Origin of the sequence: Leifsonia virtsii (assembly GCF_030433675.1) — a bacterium.
GTDB lineage: Bacteria > Actinomycetota > Actinomycetes > Actinomycetales > Microbacteriaceae > Leifsonia > Leifsonia virtsii.
This window is the reverse complement of sequence record NZ_JAROCB010000005.1, coordinates 296,720-312,086: the sequence shown is the minus strand read 5'-3', so window position 1 is coordinate 312,086 and position 15,367 is coordinate 296,720. Positions and strand designations below refer to the sequence as shown.

Genomic DNA, 15,367 nt, shown 5'->3' with positions numbered 1-15,367 from the left:
TGCGGGCGCGGTCATTCCTTGGTTCCTCCCGCCGTCATGCCCGCGACGAGGAAGCGCTGGGAGAAGAGGAAGACGATGAGCACGGGCAGGATCGACACGATCGTCGCCAGCGCGAGGGTGGGGAGCTGGACCGAGTCGGAGCCGGCCGAGCTGGGGTTGAACGCCGGTGTCGCCGCGAGCAGCGACGTGAGCCCGACCTGGACCGGGTACCCGTCGCTGGAGGGCAGCATCACGAACGGCAGGAAGAAGTTGTTCCAGTTCTGCACGAAGCTGAAGAAGGCCACGAGAGCGACGACCGGAGCCGCCAGCGGGAGGGCCACCCGGGTGAACACCTGGAACTCCGTGCAGCCGTCGATCCGGGCCGCCGCCAGCAGATCGCGCGGGATGCTGGTGTTGAAGTAGATGTAGGTGAGGTAGACCCCGAACGGGAAGAACGACATCGGCAGGATCACCGACAGCGGGCTCCCGATCAGGCCGACGGTGTTCAGTTCGAGGAAGATCGGCAGCACGAGGGCGGTGCTCGGGATGAGCATGACGACCAGCGTGAGCACGAGCAGCGCCTTGCGCAGCCGGAACTCGGTGAGTGCGAGCGCGTAGCCGGCCGGGATGCTGACCAGCAGCGTGATGATCAGCGCGCCGACCGAGTAGAGGGCCGAATTGCCGATCCACGTCGTCACCGCGCCGTCCTGGAAGCCGAACAGCTGATTCCAGTTGGCCGTGAAGTCCGCCCACGAGCCGAGTGCGAACGGGTTGTCGACGATGAGCGACTTCGACGACTTCGTGACGGCGAACAGCAGCCACACGATCGGGATGGCGAAGAACAGGACGAAGACGAGCAGGATGACGCCGGCGATCGCCCGGCCGCTCCAGCCGCGGAGGTTCGGGCCGCGACGCTCGGTGCCGCGACGGTCCGCGCCTCGGCGCTCTGCGGTGAGTGAGGTCATGGTCATTCCTTTTCGAACAGTCCGCCGCGGGTGACGAACACCCACGAGAGCAGGAGCGCGACGATCAGCAGGATGAGCGAGATCGCGGCGGCGCCGTTGAAGTCGTTCTGCTGGAACGCGTACTGGTACGCCAGCTGGTTCAGCGAGTAGTCGTTCGGCACGATCGCGTTGCTCGCTTGACTGAGCAGCTGCGGTTCGACGAACAGCTGCGTGCCCGCGGCGAGCGACATCACGCCCATGTAGGCGACCCACTTGCGCAGCATCGGCAGCTGGATGCGGAACGCGATCTGCACCGCATTGGCGCCGTCGATCCGAGCCGCCTCGATGATGTCGGTGCTGATGTTGTTCAGGGCGCCGTACATGATGACGATCCAGCCGCCCGCGCCCGTCCAGAACGCGATGATCGCGAAGATGACCGGCAGGTTGCCGGGCTGGATGACCTGCACGAAGCTGTTCAGCCCCATCAGGCGCAGCAGCCCGCTGACCGGACTGGCCGTCGGGTCGAGCACGAACAGCCAGAGCAGCACGCTGGAGGCCCCGGCGAGCGCGCCGGGCAGGTAGTACACGAACCGCAGCGTGGTGCTGGCCCAGCGCACGCGCAGCGCGTGGACGACGAGGGCGAGCAACACGACGAAGATCACGAGGCTGATCAGCCAGATCACGAGGTAGATCGTGACGTGGAGCACCGCCGGCCAGAACCGGAAGTCGGTCACGACCTTCACGAAGTTGTCGAGGCCGGCGAAGCCGCCGTCGGCGTTCGTGAAGGCGAGCAGCACGGCGTAGAGCGCCGGGATGATGCCGAAGGCGATGGCGAGCAGGGCGTAGAGCGAGACGAAGACGTAGCCGATGGGGGTCCGTCCCGGCGCCCGGCCGGCTCGCCGGGCCGACCGCCGGCGCGAGGGCGCGCCGGCGGTCAGCTGGTCGCTCGGTGGAGCGAGGGTCATTTCAGTTCACCTTGTATCCGTCGACCTTGGCCTGGTTCTCGATCGCCTGCTGCCAGGTCGGCAGCAGCTCCTCGATCGTCTTGCCTCCGGTGATGGCGGGGGTCATCGTCTTGGCCCAGACGGCCTCCTGACTGAAGATCCCGAAGCCCCAGCCGTCCCAGACCTGGGATGCTGCGGTGGTGATCGGGGTCAGCGGGGTCGCGTAGTACTTGCTCGCCTCCTGCTTCGCGACCCACTTCTCGGCGGCCGGAGCGTAGGCCGGGTAACCGGGCGCCACGTCAACCTGGTAGTCGTCGGAGGTCGTGACGAACTGCACGAACTTCTCGGCCGCCTTCAGGTTCTTGGAGTGGCTGGAGACGAACCAGGTGCCGCCTCCGACGTTGCCGGTGACCGGCTTGTCCTCGCCCTTCCAGGGCAGCGGCGCCGCGATGCCGAGCTGGCCGGCCGGCACGTTGAGCGACTGCGGGTTGTTGAAGATGGCGCCGGCGTACCAGGCGGGGCCGGGCATCATCAGGACCTTGCCGGTGTAGCTCTTGACGAACTCCGGAGTGAAGACGCTGACCGCGGGAACGGTGCCGTTCTCACGCAGGGTGTCGAGCAGGCTCGCTGCGCGCTTGCACTCGGTGCTGTCGGTCTTGACGGTCACCGACTTCGGGCCGGTGATGTCGTTGGCCTGACACTTGCTGGCCCACATGAAGACCTCGGGCGTCCAGGCGTCACCGGCGGTGCCGATGATGTAGCCCGGGTGCTCCTTCGCGACCTTCTCGCCGAGCGCCTGGTACTCCTCCCAGGTGGTCGGGACGGTGTAGCCGAACTGGTCCATCAGCGACTTGTCGTACCAGAGCACCGCCTGGGCGAGGTCGTTGCGGAGGCAGTACACCTGGCCGTTCACGGTGCACGGGTTGAGGGAGCCGGGGGTGAAGTTGTCGAGCGTGTCCTTCGGCACGAGCCCCTTGTCGAGCACGGCGGCGAAGGCCTGCTTGCCGTTGCTCTTCTGGCTGGCCCAGGCGGCGTCGTTGTTCTGGCTGGAGAACACGACGTCCGGCCAGCCGCTGCCGGCCCGGTCGAACAGCTGCATCTTCGTACGGAACGAGTTGGACCCGTTCGCGGAGCCGTCGTAGGTGACGACCTTGATCTTGGTGTCCGGGTTGGCCTTCTCGAATGCCTTCGCCGCGGCCTGACGGTCCGCGTCCACCCAGACGGTGATCGTCTGGGAGGTGTCCTGCTTGGCTTCGGGAAAGCCGTACGACCCGTTCGCCGAGCCCCCGCCGGTGCTGCAACCGGTGAGGGCCAGGAGCGCCGTCGCGGCGCCAAGTGCGGCCACGGTCAGCGCCGAACGACGGCGTGAACGCACCACAGTGTGGATTCCGACCATGAGATGTCCTTGTCTTGTCGACTTCGTTGACGACTCCGAGGAGGCGTAGTCCGACTATAGGGCATACGTATGATGTTTGCCAAGCGTCAGCGCGAGACCGGCTCCGTGCCCTCCAGGAGGGCAAGGTCGGCGGCGCGCGGGGAGCTCTCCCAGTCGCCCGATCCCATGCAGGCGAAGGCGCCGGCGGCGGTCGCAAGGCGCAGGCTCCCGGCGAGATCCTCGCCCTGCAGCCGGCCGGCGAGGAAGCCGGCCACGAAGGCGTCGCCCGCGCCGACCGTGTCGACGACAGGGACAGGAAGGGCCGGCGACTCGACGACCGCGCCGCCCTCGCTCGCCATGCTGCCGAGTTCGCCGCGCTTGAGCACCGCGGTCGACGGGCCTAGAGCGAGCATGGCCTCGAGCAGCCGCTGGGGGTCGGCATCTCCTCCGACCAGCATGGCCGCTTCGTCCTCGCCCGCGAACACGACGTCCGCGGCGGAGGCGAGCTCGCGGTAGACCAGTGCGGGGTCGCCCTCGCGCCACAGCGCACTGCGGTGGTTCACGTCGAACGACACCGGGACGCCGGCCGACCGCGCGACCGCCAGCACGCTGCGCACGGTCTCCCGCGCCGACGTCGAGATCGACGCGGTGATGCCCGTGATGTGCACGAGCGCCGCGCTCTGCACCAGTCGCGCATCCACGTCCTCCGGTCGCAGCCGACTTCCCGCGCTGCCCGAGCGGTAGAAGGAGACGCGGGTGCGATGTGGGAGCGGCTTCTCTTTGACCATGAGACCGGTCGGCGCGCCGCCGTCGACGATCGCGCGCACCTCCACCCCCTCGCCGCGGAGGTCGCGGAGCACGCGCCTGCCGAGGCCGTCGTCGCCGACCCGGCCGACCCAGACGGCGGGGACGCCGAGCCGGCTCAGCCCGATGGCGACATTGCTGTCCGCGCCGCCCGTGCCGATGCGGGCCTCGTGGACGTCGGCCAGGCTCCCGACGTCGGCGGCGCGGAACAGGCCCATCGTCTCGCCGAAGGTCAGGACGTGACCGGTCATGCCAGCGCCTCGACGGCCTGCCTGCTCAACCGCTCGACGGTCGCCAGGTCGCCCGCCGCGATGGCCGACCGCGGCACCATCCAGCTGCCGCCGACGGCGACCACGGAGGGCAGCGCCGCGTAGTCGGCGGCGCGGTCGGACCCGATGCCGCCGGTCGGGACGAAGCGCATCTCCGGGAACACCGAGGCGAGCGCCGCGATCGCGGCGGGACCGCCGGACGACTCGGCCGGAAAGAACTTCACGGTGCGCAACCCGAGCGACCGGCCCCGCATGAGCTCGGTCGCCGTCGCGATGCCGGGCACGACGTCGACGCCGCGCCGCTCGCACGCCGCGACGACCTCGTCCGAGAGGCCGGGACTGACGACGAAGCGAGCGCCGGCGTCCACGACCGCATCCACCTGCACCGGGTCGAGCACCGTGCCGGCGCCGACCAGCAGCCCCTCCACGCCGGCAAGTGCGCGCAGGGCGTCCAGCGCCGCGGGCGTGCGCAGTGTTACCTCCGCCTGCCGGATGCCGCCGGCGAGCAGCGCACGACCGAGCGGCACCGCGTCCTCCGCCCGGTCGATGACCACGACCGGGAGGAGCGGACCGAACGCGATCATCTCCCGAGCCACCCTCCGTCGACCGGCAGGATCGCGCCGGAGACGTACCGCGCGGCGTCCGACGCGAGGAAGACGGCCGCGCCGCCGATGTCCTCCGGAGTCCCCCATCGGCCCGCCGGGATGCGCTCCAGGATGGAGCGCGACCGGTCGGGGTCGTCCTGCAGCGCCTGCGTGTTGTCCGTCGCGATGTAGCCGGGCGCGATGCCGTTCACCGTGACGCCCCCGCCGGCCCACTCGTTCGAGAGCGCGTGCACGAGCCCGGCGACACCGGATTTGGCGGCGGCGTACCCGGGGACGTTGATGCCGCCCTGGAACGACAGCAGCGACGCGGTGAAGACGATCCGGCCGTACCCCTCGAGCAGCATCCGAACGCCCAGCGCCTGGCTGAGGACGAAGCCGCTGGTGAGGTCGACCTCCAGCACCTCGTCGAACCACTCGAGCGGGTGCTCGGCCGCCGGTGCGCGCCGGATGGTGCCCGCGTTATTGACCAGGATGTCCACCGGACGCTCCTGCCCGGCCAGCCGGGAGGCCAGGTCGACGACCTGGGCCCGGTCGGCGAAGTCGACGCGGTGGCCCTCGAAGCTCCGGCCGAGCGCGCGCACGCGGTCGCCGATCGCCGAGCCCTCGGGGTCGAGCGTCGCGGAGACGCCGACGATGTCGGCCCCCGCCTCGGCGAGCGCCTCCGCGATCGCGTAGCCGATCCCGCGCTTGGCGCCGGTGACGACGGCCAGCCGGCCGGTCAGGTCGAAGCCGGTCATCGGGCGACCTCCACCAGGATCTTCATCGCCCGTCCGGCCTCCAGCGTCTCGAAGGCCGACGCGACCTCCAGCAGCGGCACGACCCGGGTGATCAGCCGGTCGGCCGGGATCGCGCCCTCCGCCACCAGCTCGATGGCCCGCTCGAAGTCGGGGCGCTCGTAGACGCGCGCGCCCAGGATGCGCAGCTCCCGCCAGAACAGGCGGTGCAGGTCGATCGGCCGGGGCTGCGAGTGGATGGCGACCACGACGAGCGTGCCCCGCACCTTGGCGAGCGAGGTCGCGCCGAGCACCGCGGCCGCGGCCCCGGACACCTCGAAGACGACGTCGGCTCCGGCGCCGCCGGTCCACTCGTTCACCCAGGCCACCTGGTCCACCGCCGACGGGTCGAGGGTGCGCAGGCCCATCTCCTCGGCGGCGGCGCGCCGGTTCGCGTCGATCTCGGCGACGACGACGTCCGCGCCGAACGCCGTCGCCACGGTCGCGATGAGCACGCCGATCGGGCCGGCGCCGATGACGACCGCCTTGTCGCCGGGCGCGAGCTCGGACCGGCGGACGTCGTGCACGGCCACCGCCACCGGTTCGACGAGGGCGGCGTCGCGCAGCGAGACGCCCTCGGGCAGCCGCACCAGCGTCGAGGCCGGCACGTTCCACAGCTGCTGGAGCGCACCGGGGCTGTCGATGCCGATGAAGTCAAGGTTCTGACAGATGTGTTGGTTGCCCGCGAGACAGGCGGGGCAGGTGCCGTCCCAGTCGAGCGGCATGACCGTCACCGCGTCGCCGACGGCCCAGCCGTCGACCCCGGGGCCGACCTCCGCGATCGTGCCCGACATCTCGTGCCCGATCGTCGCGGGCGTGGTGACCCGCGCATCCATGTCGCCGTGGAAGACGTGGAGGTCGGTGCCGCAGATGCCGACGTAGGCGACGGCGACGCGCACCTCCCCCGGCCGGAGTGCTTCCGGTTCCCGCTCTTCGACCGTGATCGTCCTGTCGCCTGTGTATTCCGCCGCCAACATCGCCGGTGCCCCTTCCTCGAGCTCATCAATATCCAAACATAATACGTATGCTCAATGGAATAGACTGCGCGCATGTCGACGACGCCACTCCCGCTCCGCACACTCCGCACAGGCACCACCATCACCGAGCTCGGGTTCGGCGCCGCGCAACTGGGCAATCTGTTCCGTGAGACCACCGACGCCGCATCCACCGAGGCGGTCTCGACTGCGCTGGCGGACGGCCTGCGCTACTTCGACACCGCGCCGCACTACGGCCTCGGGCTCTCGGAGCGACGGCTGGGCGCCGCCCTGCGCGACGCGCCGCGCGAGTCGATCACGCTCTCGTCGAAGGTCGGCCGACTGCTCGCCGACAGCCCCGAGACCGCGGACCGGCTCGACGACGACGGGTTCGTGGTCCCGGCGAGCACCCGCCGTGTGTGGGACTTCAGCCGCGACGGCATCCTCCGCTCCGTCGAGTCGTCGCTGGCCCGCCTCGGCACCGACCACCTCGACATCGCCTACCTGCACGACCCGGACGACCACTGGGACGCGGCCTCCACGACCGGGATCGACGCCTTGATCGAGCTGCGCGACCAGGGCGTGGTGCACGCGATCGGGGCCGGGATGAACCAGTCGGCCATGCTGGCCGAGTTCGTGCGCCGCACCGATGTGGATGCGGTGATGGTCGCCGGCCGCTTCACCCTGCTCGACCACGGCGCGCTCGACGACCTGCTCCCCGTCGCGGGCGAGCGCGGCGTCGGCGTCATCGCGGCGGCGGTCTACAACTCCGGGCTGCTCAGCACGGACGTGGTCGACCGCGCCGCCCACTTCGACTACGGCACCGCGCCCGCGGAGGTCGTCGAGCGTGCCGTGCGCATCGGCGAGGTCTGCGCCCGTCACGGCGTCAGCCTCCCGGCGGCGGCCATCCAGTACCCGCTGCGGCATCCCGCCGTGGTCTCGGTGGTCACCGGGATGCGCACGGCCGAGCACGTCGAGAGCACCGTCGAGCGCTACCGCGCCGACATCCCGGAGGCGCTCTGGGCCGAGCTCGACGCCACGGGCCTCGCGCCGGACCCCGCGCGGGCGGCCTCTCGTCGCTGAGCGACGAGGAAAGGTCATACGTCTCTTGCGACAAACATAATACGTATGATAACCCTGTTCGGGGGGGCACCGACGCCCTCCCCGACAGGAAGCGATCGAACATGACATCGACGTCAGACTCGCGACGATCGATGGCACGGCGACGAGGGAGCAGGCCCGTCCTGCTGTCCCTCCTCGGCGCCGCCGCCGTCATCGCCTCGGCACTGATCCCGCTGAAAGCCAACGCCGCCCCGGCCACGGTCTTCTACGCCGCACCGGACGGGAAGGACGCCGGGCACTGCAGCCAGTCCCAACCCTGCTCGCTCGAGCGCGCGCAGCACGTCCTCCGCCCCTCCATCAAGCACGGCGACGTCACCGTGCAGCTCGCCGACGGCACGTACCGCCTCTCCAAGCCCCTGAGCTTCGACGCGGGCGACGGCGGCGGCGACCACACCGTCCACTGGGCCGCCGCCCCCGGTGCCCACCCCGTGATCACCGGCGCCTCTGCCGTGAGCGGCTGGACGAAGTCGGACGCCGGCGACGGCATCTGGGTCGCGAAGAGCCCGGCCGGACTCGACACGCGCCAGCTGTACGTGAACGGGACGATCGCGCCGCGCGCGTCCATCCGGCTCGCCAACTCGGATGTGACCCCCACCGCCACCGGGCTCACCATCAAGAACCCGGCGCTCTCGTACCTGGCCGCCCTGCCGGACCAGGGGCGCATCGAGTTCGAGTCCCTCGGCGACTTCACCAACCGCTACTCGCCGGTGCAGAGCATCAGCGCGAGCGAGATCACCATGGCGCAGCCGGCCTGGGACAACAACACCTGGGGCTGGGACACCGTGCAGAACTCATTCCTCGCCGGGCCCAGCTGGTACCTGGACAACTCCCTCGCGTTCCTGACGCAGCCGGGCCAGTGGTACATCGATCCGCAGGGCGGGAAGCTCTACTACAAGCCCGCGGCCGGCGTCGACCCGAACAGCCTCGACATCGAGCTGCCGCGGCTGCAGTCGCTGATCAGCATCGGCGGCACGTACGACAAGCCGGTCTCCGGGCTGTCGTTCGAGGGCATCCAGTTCTCCGGCACCTCGTGGCTCGGCCCGTCGACGGACGGCTACGCCGACCAGCAGAACGGCCTCTTCATCAAGGGCAGCTACGACTACCGGCCCGCCGACGCGTTCACCAGCTGCTCCCGCGGCTGCGAGATGTTCGAGCGTGCGCGCACCAGCTGGTTCCAGGAGCCGTCGGCCGTGCAGGTGTCCGCCGCGAGCCGCGTGTCGTTCACGGGCAACACGTTCACCAACCTCGGTTCGACCGCCCTCGGCATCGGTCAGGACACCAACGCGGTCGCGACCGGCGTCGGCTACGGCGCCAGCAGCATCAGCGTCGTGGGCAACCGGTTCATGGAGGACAGCGGGCACGGCGTGGCCATCGGCGGAGTGCTGCCGGACGCGCACCACCCGAGCGATCCCCGGATGACGAACAAGGACATCCTCATCCAGGACAACACGATCGACCACGTCTCGGTGGACTACAAGGACAACAGCGGCATCCTCAGCACGTACGTCACGAACGCGCAGATCCTGCACAACGAGGTCTCCAACGTCCCCTACGACGGCATCGACACCGGCTACGGCTGGGGCATCAACGACGCCGGCGGCTCCAACGACTACGTCGACCGCGGCTACTACAAGTGGAACACGCTCTACACGACGCCGACCACCCTGAAGGACAACCGCGTGGAGGGCAACCTGGTGCACAACACCAAGGCGCGCTTCGCCGACGGTGGCTCCGTCTACAACCTGTCCGCCAGCCCGGGCAGCGTCGTCGACAAGAACTACCTGTTCAACATCTCGGGAGTCGGCCTGTACCTCGACGAGGGATCGCGCTCGATGATCTACGAGAACAACGTGGTGCAGGGCGGTTCGTTCGTGTTCACCAACGCGTACAGCCTGCGCAACAACACCAGCGACAACGTGATCAGGAACAACTGGTACAACTCCGGCGGCATCTCGGCGCCGAACGCGGCAGCGCACAACAACCAGCTGATCAACAACGTCAAGGTGACCGGCACCAACTGGCCGCAGGGCGCCCTCGACGTGATCTGCGCCTCCGGTGTCGCCCCGCAGTACCGGACCTCGCTCAACGCCAACCAGTTCGGGTTCACCGGCTGCCCGGTCGCCGCGCCCGTGAAGGGCTACGCGACCACCGGCTCCTCGGCCGTGAGCTCGTACTTCGGGCAGGCGGGCGACGCCTTCGGCATTGCCGCGGCCGGTGCCGACGTGTGGGGTGCGGGCGGCCAGCGCTCCGACCAGTTCGGCGCGATCTACCGCGCCGGATCGTTCGGCGGCGACGCCACGGTGTCCGCCCGGGTGGTGTCGGTGAACGACAGCAACGCCTCGGCGAAGTCGGGGGTGATGGTCCGCAACGACATCACGAAGGCCGGATCCTCCGCGGGCTACGCGGTGGTCGCGGTGACGGCTCGCAACGGCGTCGTCTTCGAGTGGGATGCGAACGGCGACGGCTACCTGGACACGGAGGCGAAGGCATCCGTCGACGTGTTCCGTCCGATCTGGGTGAAGCTCGCCCGCACGGGCACGACGTTCACCGCGTCGTACTCGTACGACGGCGCGAACTACGTGCCGATCGGCTCGCCGGTCACGCTCGCCTCGGCGGCCGCGACGCAGGACGCCGGGATCTTCTCGACGTCGCACGACGTCAGCCAGTCGGCGATCAACCAGTTCGACGGTCTGACGATCACGTCGCACTGATCCACCGCCGCTGACACGGAAGGGCGGGACCGGCACAGCGCCGGTCCCGCCCTCTCGCGTCCCTTCTACTTGGTGACGGTCACCGTCATCGTCTTGCTGCTCGTCGTGCCGGCGGCGTTGGCGAAGTCGACCCGGTACACGTACGTGCCCTTGTCCTTCCCCTCCACCTTGAGCGTCGCGGTCTGCGCGTTCGGGGTGCTCGCGGTGAGCGCCCCCTGCCCGACGGCGACGCCGTTCTCGTAGAACGTGTACGACGTGGCGTTGGTGCCCCACCAGAGGTTCGCGGTCACCGTGTAGGTGCCGCCGCCGCTCCAGTCGTCGTTGCTGAGCACCGGCGTGCCGGGGTTCGCGTCGGTGACCTTTACCGTGGTGCTGGTGGTCGCGGTCGTCCCCGTCGCGTTCACGAGCTCGCCCGTGTACACGTAGGTGCCGTTGGGCTTGCCGTGCACCGGGATGGATGCGCTCTGCGCCCCGACGCCGCCGAACGCGAGCTGCTTCGTCGCGATCAGCGTCCCGTTCTCGTACAGGCGGTAGATCGACCCCTCCTCGCCCCACCACAGGTTCATCACCACGTTGTAGTCGCCGTCCTTGAGGCCGGTGTCCCACCCGTTGTCGTTCGACAGCACCGCCTGGCCGGGCTTCGCGGTCGAGCCGTCCGGGACGACGACCGGGCTGCTCCAGTCCGACTTCGCGCTCTCGCCTGCGGCGTTCACCGCCGACACCGCGAAGCGTGCGGTGTCGCCCGGCCACACGCCGGTGACCGAAGCGGACGTGGCGTCGCCCGAGACCGTGGCGACCGGATCGGCGACGCCGTCGCGGTAGACGCGGTAGCCCGTGACCGGAGAGCCACCGTCGTCCGCTGCCGGGCTCCAGTTCACCGTCACGGCGGACGCGGTCGCGCTGGCGGCGACCCCTGTCGGCGCGACCGGCGCGCTCACGGCGTGCAGCGTCCAGAAGTGGTCGGCGGTCTGGGCGTCGTTGGCCGAGGTGCTCGTCGTCGCCGAGCTGCCGGCGACCACGGTGCCGTTACGGCCCGCACCGGAGGAGTCGACGAGGGTGGCGCCGCCTGCCTCGTCGAACGCGTAGTGCACGACGTCCCCGCTGCCCGCCTGACCGGAGGCCAGCGCAGCCACCTCGGCCGCGCTCAGCGCCCGGCCGTAGATGTTGAAGTCGTCCACCGTCGCGTTCAGCGCCGGGTCGCTGCTGTACTGCGACTTGCCGATGTAATTGCGCGTGCTCTGGCCGAACGCCGACGGGTGCGTCGTCATGTTCGCGTTCGTCGCGACGACCTGGCCGTTGACGTAGAGCGTGCCCGTGCTGCCCGCGACGGTCACCGTGACCAGCGACCACTGGTTCAGCGGGAGCGTCTTCGCACTGCTGTTCAGCCGCTGCTCGCCTCCCGCGCCGCTCGTGGTGATCGCGTAGCGGAGCTCCGTGCCGTCGTTGAGCGTGAGGAACATGCTGGCGTTGCTGCTGGAGCCGATGTCGAATAGCCGCTGCCACGACGCGTTGCTCGCCGGGTTCACCCAGGCCGACACCGTGTAGTCGCCGGTGAGGCTGCTGACAGCCCCCGTCGGCAGCGTCGCGTAGGCGGTGCTGTTGCAGAAGGAGAGAGCGGAGCCGATCTTCCCCGGCTGGCGTGGACCGGTGGCCGTGCAGCCCGAGGTGACCGAGCCGTCCGTCCACTGGATGACGCCGGCGCCCGCCGCCTTGCTCATGCCCGCGACGCCCAGCACCAGACCCGTTCCGTAGTTGGCGAAGCGATAGTTCCCCTTGCCGTCCGGCACCACCTGCCAGAGGTGGTCGTCGCTTCCGCTGTCGCCCCAGACCACGGCCGGTGCCCCTGTGGAGGTCGCGGCGCCCTGGATGCCGAGCACCAGTCCCGTCGCCGGGTTGACGATCTTGTATAGCCCCGATCCGGCCGCGACGAGCTTCCACGTCTGGGTGGCGCTGCCGCCGGCCGCCGGAGCGCTCTGCACCGCGACAGTCCCCTCGCTGGTGCCCGACGCCTGCGTGTCGAGCGCGAGCCCGCTGTTGACGTTGGTCACGGTGTAGGTGCCGGAGAGGTCGGTGGTGTCGGTCGCCGGGGTGACCACCAGGTGGTAGCCGTAGGCGGGGTTCATCACGACGGGGACGGTGATGGAGCCGTCGGCGCCGACCGTGTAGGCGGTGTTCGAGATCGTCGTCGGTCCTGCGACGGCCACGGTGCGACCGTACGACGGCGTGAACTCGAGCTTGACGTTCACCTTCGAACCGACGGCGAGCTTGTCGAGACCCGCGATGCGGATGCCCGCGGTGCCGGAAGTGCCGCCGGTGATGACGTCGACCTCCTTCTTGTCGGAGGTGACGGCCGCGGCCGCGTCGAAGTTGTTGTTCGCGGGTGGCGTCGTGGTGACCATGTCGCCGCTCATCCCGGCGTACCAGGTGTACAGCCAGTAGGCGCCGTTGGGGTTGCCGCCCTGGCCGGTCAGCAGGTCGCCGAGCGCGCCGGACTGGTTCCAGAACGCCAGCTCGGCGTTGCGGATGCCCAGCCGCTCGAACTTGGAGATGTAGCCGACCAGCGATCCGGGGATGCCGACCTCCGCGGGGGCGGCGTACTCCTCGATGTCGATCGGACGGCGCTGGATGCCGAGCGCATCCTCCATCGCCTCCACCTTGGCCACGTCGCCGGCGATCTTCGACGAGGTCTCGAGCTCGTGCCAGGCGAGGATGTCGGGGACGGTGTTCGTCGCGACGGCATTGTTCAGGAAGTTCTGCATGTCGCCGATGTTGTCCGAGAGCGACGGACCCTGGATCGGCGTGGTCGGGTCGAGGCTGCGGATCAGGCGGTAGGTGTGGGTCCAGAAGTCCTCGAAGCTGCCGTTGGACGCGAGCCAGGTGTTGTCGGACTCGTTCCACGGCGCGTAGGCGGCGAGGTTGGTCATGCCGGACGCCTGAACCTGGTGGACGTGGTCGGTCACCACCTGATCCCACGTGCTCCAGCTGAACTGGTAGGGCCAGCCCGCGTAGTAGTCCGAGAGGCGGTCGACGACCTTCGCTCCCGCGGCGGCGGCCTTCTGCCAGGTCACGCCGATGTCGCCGGTCGGCTGCTGCTTGCCCCCGATGGGCTTCATGACGAACTCGCTCGGCTTGATCGCCTGCACGAGCGCGTCGGAGGGGGTCGTCGCGTTGGCGAGGCCGTAGAGCGAGCCGGTGGCGACATGGCTCACCGGCCGGAAGGGCTGGTCGGCGCTGACGGTGAGGGTGTTCGCCGCGGTCGGGGCGGCCTCGGCGGGCAGGGCGGCGATGACCCCGCCTGCGGCGATCAGCGCGGCGGTCGCGACTCCGGCGGTGAGGCGGCGCAGCGAGTGCTGCGGCGGAGGACCGGAGGGGTCGTGAGCGGAGAGGGGCGGCTTCATGGATGCTCCCTTGCATCGGGGTCCGGCGAATCGTCGAACCGGTTCGATTAACTCAGCGGCAAAATAGCGCCCTCCGTTGCCGTACGTCAAGGAATCCGTCGCGAACCGGTTCGACGCGCGATCCCGGGGCAGACGTCGTTCGTTGCGCTCGCGGCGGCCGAGTTGCACGTCGTGGTCGCTATTCGACGCGGATAGCGACCACGACGTGCAACTCGGGCGGGCAGACGGAGTCGGCGGAGGCCGGCGTGGGAGAATCGGGACACCGACGAGCCCGGAGGGAGGCAGCATGGCGGCGACGATCGGCGACGTCGCGCGCGCGGCCGGCGTCTCCCGCAGCACCGTCTCGTACGCACTCTCCGGCAAGCGGATGATCTCGGACGAGACCCGGGAGCGCATCCAGGCTGCCATCGACGAGCTCGGCTTCACCCCCAACGCCGGAGCGAGGGCCCTCGCCACCGCGCAGACCAACGTGCTCGGCCTGTACCTGCAGTTCCAGGAGGACGAGTTCGCCCCCGCGATGCTCCAGTACGTGCTGCCCGTCTCGACGACCGCCCGCGAGCACGGCTTCGACCTGCTGATGGTGACCGACACCGACCTGGTGGGCGCGGTCACCCGCACCACGTCGTCGTACATGGTCGACGGCGTCGTGCTGCTCGATGTCACCTACGACGACGTGCGCCTCGAGCCGCTCCGGCGCGCGTCGCAGCCCGCCGTGCTCATCGGCTACGCCCGGGACGCGGAGGGGTTCGACTCGTTCGACCTCGACTTCGGCGAGGCCGCGCGGCTCGCGATCGACCACCTCGCCGACCTCGGGCACCGGGACATCATCCTGATGACGCCGCCCGAGCACGTCGTGGCCCGCGGCGGCTCGTACGTCTGGAGGTTCCGGGATGCCGCCGTCGAGCGCGCCGCCCGGTACGGCATCCATCTGACGGCGCACTACGGCGACTCGCGCCAGCCCGGGATCCGCGAGTCGCTCGACGCGGCTTTCGCGGCCTCCCCCGCTGCCACCGCGCTGATCGTGCACAACGACGCGACGATCGCCGCGCTCCCGTCGTACCTGAACGACCGCGGACTCCGCTCGCCGGACGACCTCTCCGTGGTCGGCGTGTTCTCGCGGGAGTTTGGGCAGACCTTCTCACTGCCGTACACCGCCGTCGAGACCTCGCCGGACCGCCTCGGCCAGCTCGCCGTGCAGCAACTGATCCGCCGCATCGCGGATCCCGCCGAGGCCGGCGTGCCCGTGGTCCGCCTGATCGAGCCCTCGCTCACCGACCGCGGCAGCACAGGCCCGGCCGCATAGCCGCTCGCCGGCGTCGCCCGTTCGGCGCGGAGGGGAGCCGGGCGGCTCCCGCCGGGCGTGCCGTCTCCGCCGGGGCGACCCACTTCGTCGTCCGGGCGCCGCGTCCGCAATCGATGGGACGCAACACGCCGTCATCGACGCGCCATTGCGGCGTGTTGCGCCCCAC

General features: G+C 70.0%; 11 protein-coding genes. 3 read left to right on the top strand and 8 right to left on the bottom strand.

Translation table 11 applies throughout. The features are described from left to right. Positions 1–11: 11 nt before the first annotated feature. The 7 genes from P5G59_RS18420 to P5G59_RS18390 form a co-directional block, all read right to left on the bottom strand. Positions 12–944, bottom strand: coding sequence for a carbohydrate ABC transporter permease (locus P5G59_RS18420; protein WP_301220475.1), 933 nt, complete (start codon positions 942–944; stop codon positions 12–14). 2 nt (positions 945–946) lie between these two features. Continuing rightward, positions 947–1,888 carry a carbohydrate ABC transporter permease gene (locus P5G59_RS18415; RefSeq protein ID WP_301220474.1) on the bottom strand — a complete coding sequence of 314 codons (942 nt, stop codon included), beginning with the start codon at positions 1,886–1,888 and terminating at the stop codon, positions 947–949. Between the two features lies 1 nt (position 1,889). Continuing rightward, positions 1,890–3,263, bottom strand: a complete 1,374-nt coding sequence (locus tag P5G59_RS18410; RefSeq protein ID WP_301220473.1) for an ABC transporter substrate-binding protein — start codon at positions 3,261–3,263, stop codon at positions 1,890–1,892. Positions 3,264–3,349: 86 nt separating this feature from the next. Next, a complete protein-coding gene (locus tag P5G59_RS18405; protein WP_301220472.1) occupies positions 3,350–4,297 on the bottom strand; it encodes a sugar kinase in 948 nt (315 codons plus the stop codon). Next, on the bottom strand, positions 4,294–4,899 hold the full coding sequence (eda, locus tag P5G59_RS18400; RefSeq protein ID WP_301220471.1) for a bifunctional 4-hydroxy-2-oxoglutarate aldolase/2-dehydro-3-deoxy-phosphogluconate aldolase: 606 nt from the start codon (positions 4,897–4,899) through the stop codon (positions 4,294–4,296). Before eda ends, P5G59_RS18405 begins: the two co-directional genes overlap by 4 nt. Next, entirely contained in the window at positions 4,896–5,657 is a 762-nt protein-coding gene (locus tag P5G59_RS18395) for an SDR family oxidoreductase (RefSeq protein WP_301220470.1), read from the bottom strand. The genes eda and P5G59_RS18395 overlap by 4 nt, the downstream gene beginning before the upstream one ends. Continuing rightward, positions 5,654–6,670: a zinc-dependent alcohol dehydrogenase gene (locus P5G59_RS18390; RefSeq protein ID WP_301220469.1), complete on the bottom strand. Its 1,017-nt coding sequence runs from the start codon at positions 6,668–6,670 to the stop codon at positions 5,654–5,656. Before P5G59_RS18390 ends, P5G59_RS18395 begins: the two co-directional genes overlap by 4 nt. Before the next feature lie 72 nt (positions 6,671–6,742). On the opposite strand from P5G59_RS18390, the gene P5G59_RS18385 reads away from it, so the two are divergent. Then, positions 6,743–7,750 carry an aldo/keto reductase gene (locus P5G59_RS18385; RefSeq protein WP_301220468.1) on the top strand — a complete coding sequence of 336 codons (1,008 nt, stop codon included), beginning with the start codon at positions 6,743–6,745 and terminating at the stop codon, positions 7,748–7,750. A gap of 131 nt (positions 7,751–7,881) precedes the next feature. After that, positions 7,882–10,500: a right-handed parallel beta-helix repeat-containing protein gene (locus tag P5G59_RS18380; RefSeq protein ID WP_301220467.1), complete on the top strand. Its 2,619-nt coding sequence runs from the start codon at positions 7,882–7,884 to the stop codon at positions 10,498–10,500. Positions 10,501–10,565: 65 nt separating this feature from the next. On the opposite strand, the gene P5G59_RS18375 is transcribed toward P5G59_RS18380, so the two are convergent. Continuing rightward, the gene (locus tag P5G59_RS18375; protein WP_301220466.1) at positions 10,566–13,898 is read right to left on the bottom strand and encodes a LamG-like jellyroll fold domain-containing protein; all 3,333 of its coding nucleotides are present in this window, start codon (positions 13,896–13,898) and stop codon (positions 10,566–10,568) included. Between the two features lie 286 nt (positions 13,899–14,184). Between P5G59_RS18375 and P5G59_RS18370 the strand changes: the two genes are divergently transcribed. Next, positions 14,185–15,201: a LacI family DNA-binding transcriptional regulator gene (locus tag P5G59_RS18370; protein ID WP_301220465.1), complete on the top strand. Its 1,017-nt coding sequence runs from the start codon at positions 14,185–14,187 to the stop codon at positions 15,199–15,201. Positions 15,202–15,367 lie beyond the last annotated feature (166 nt).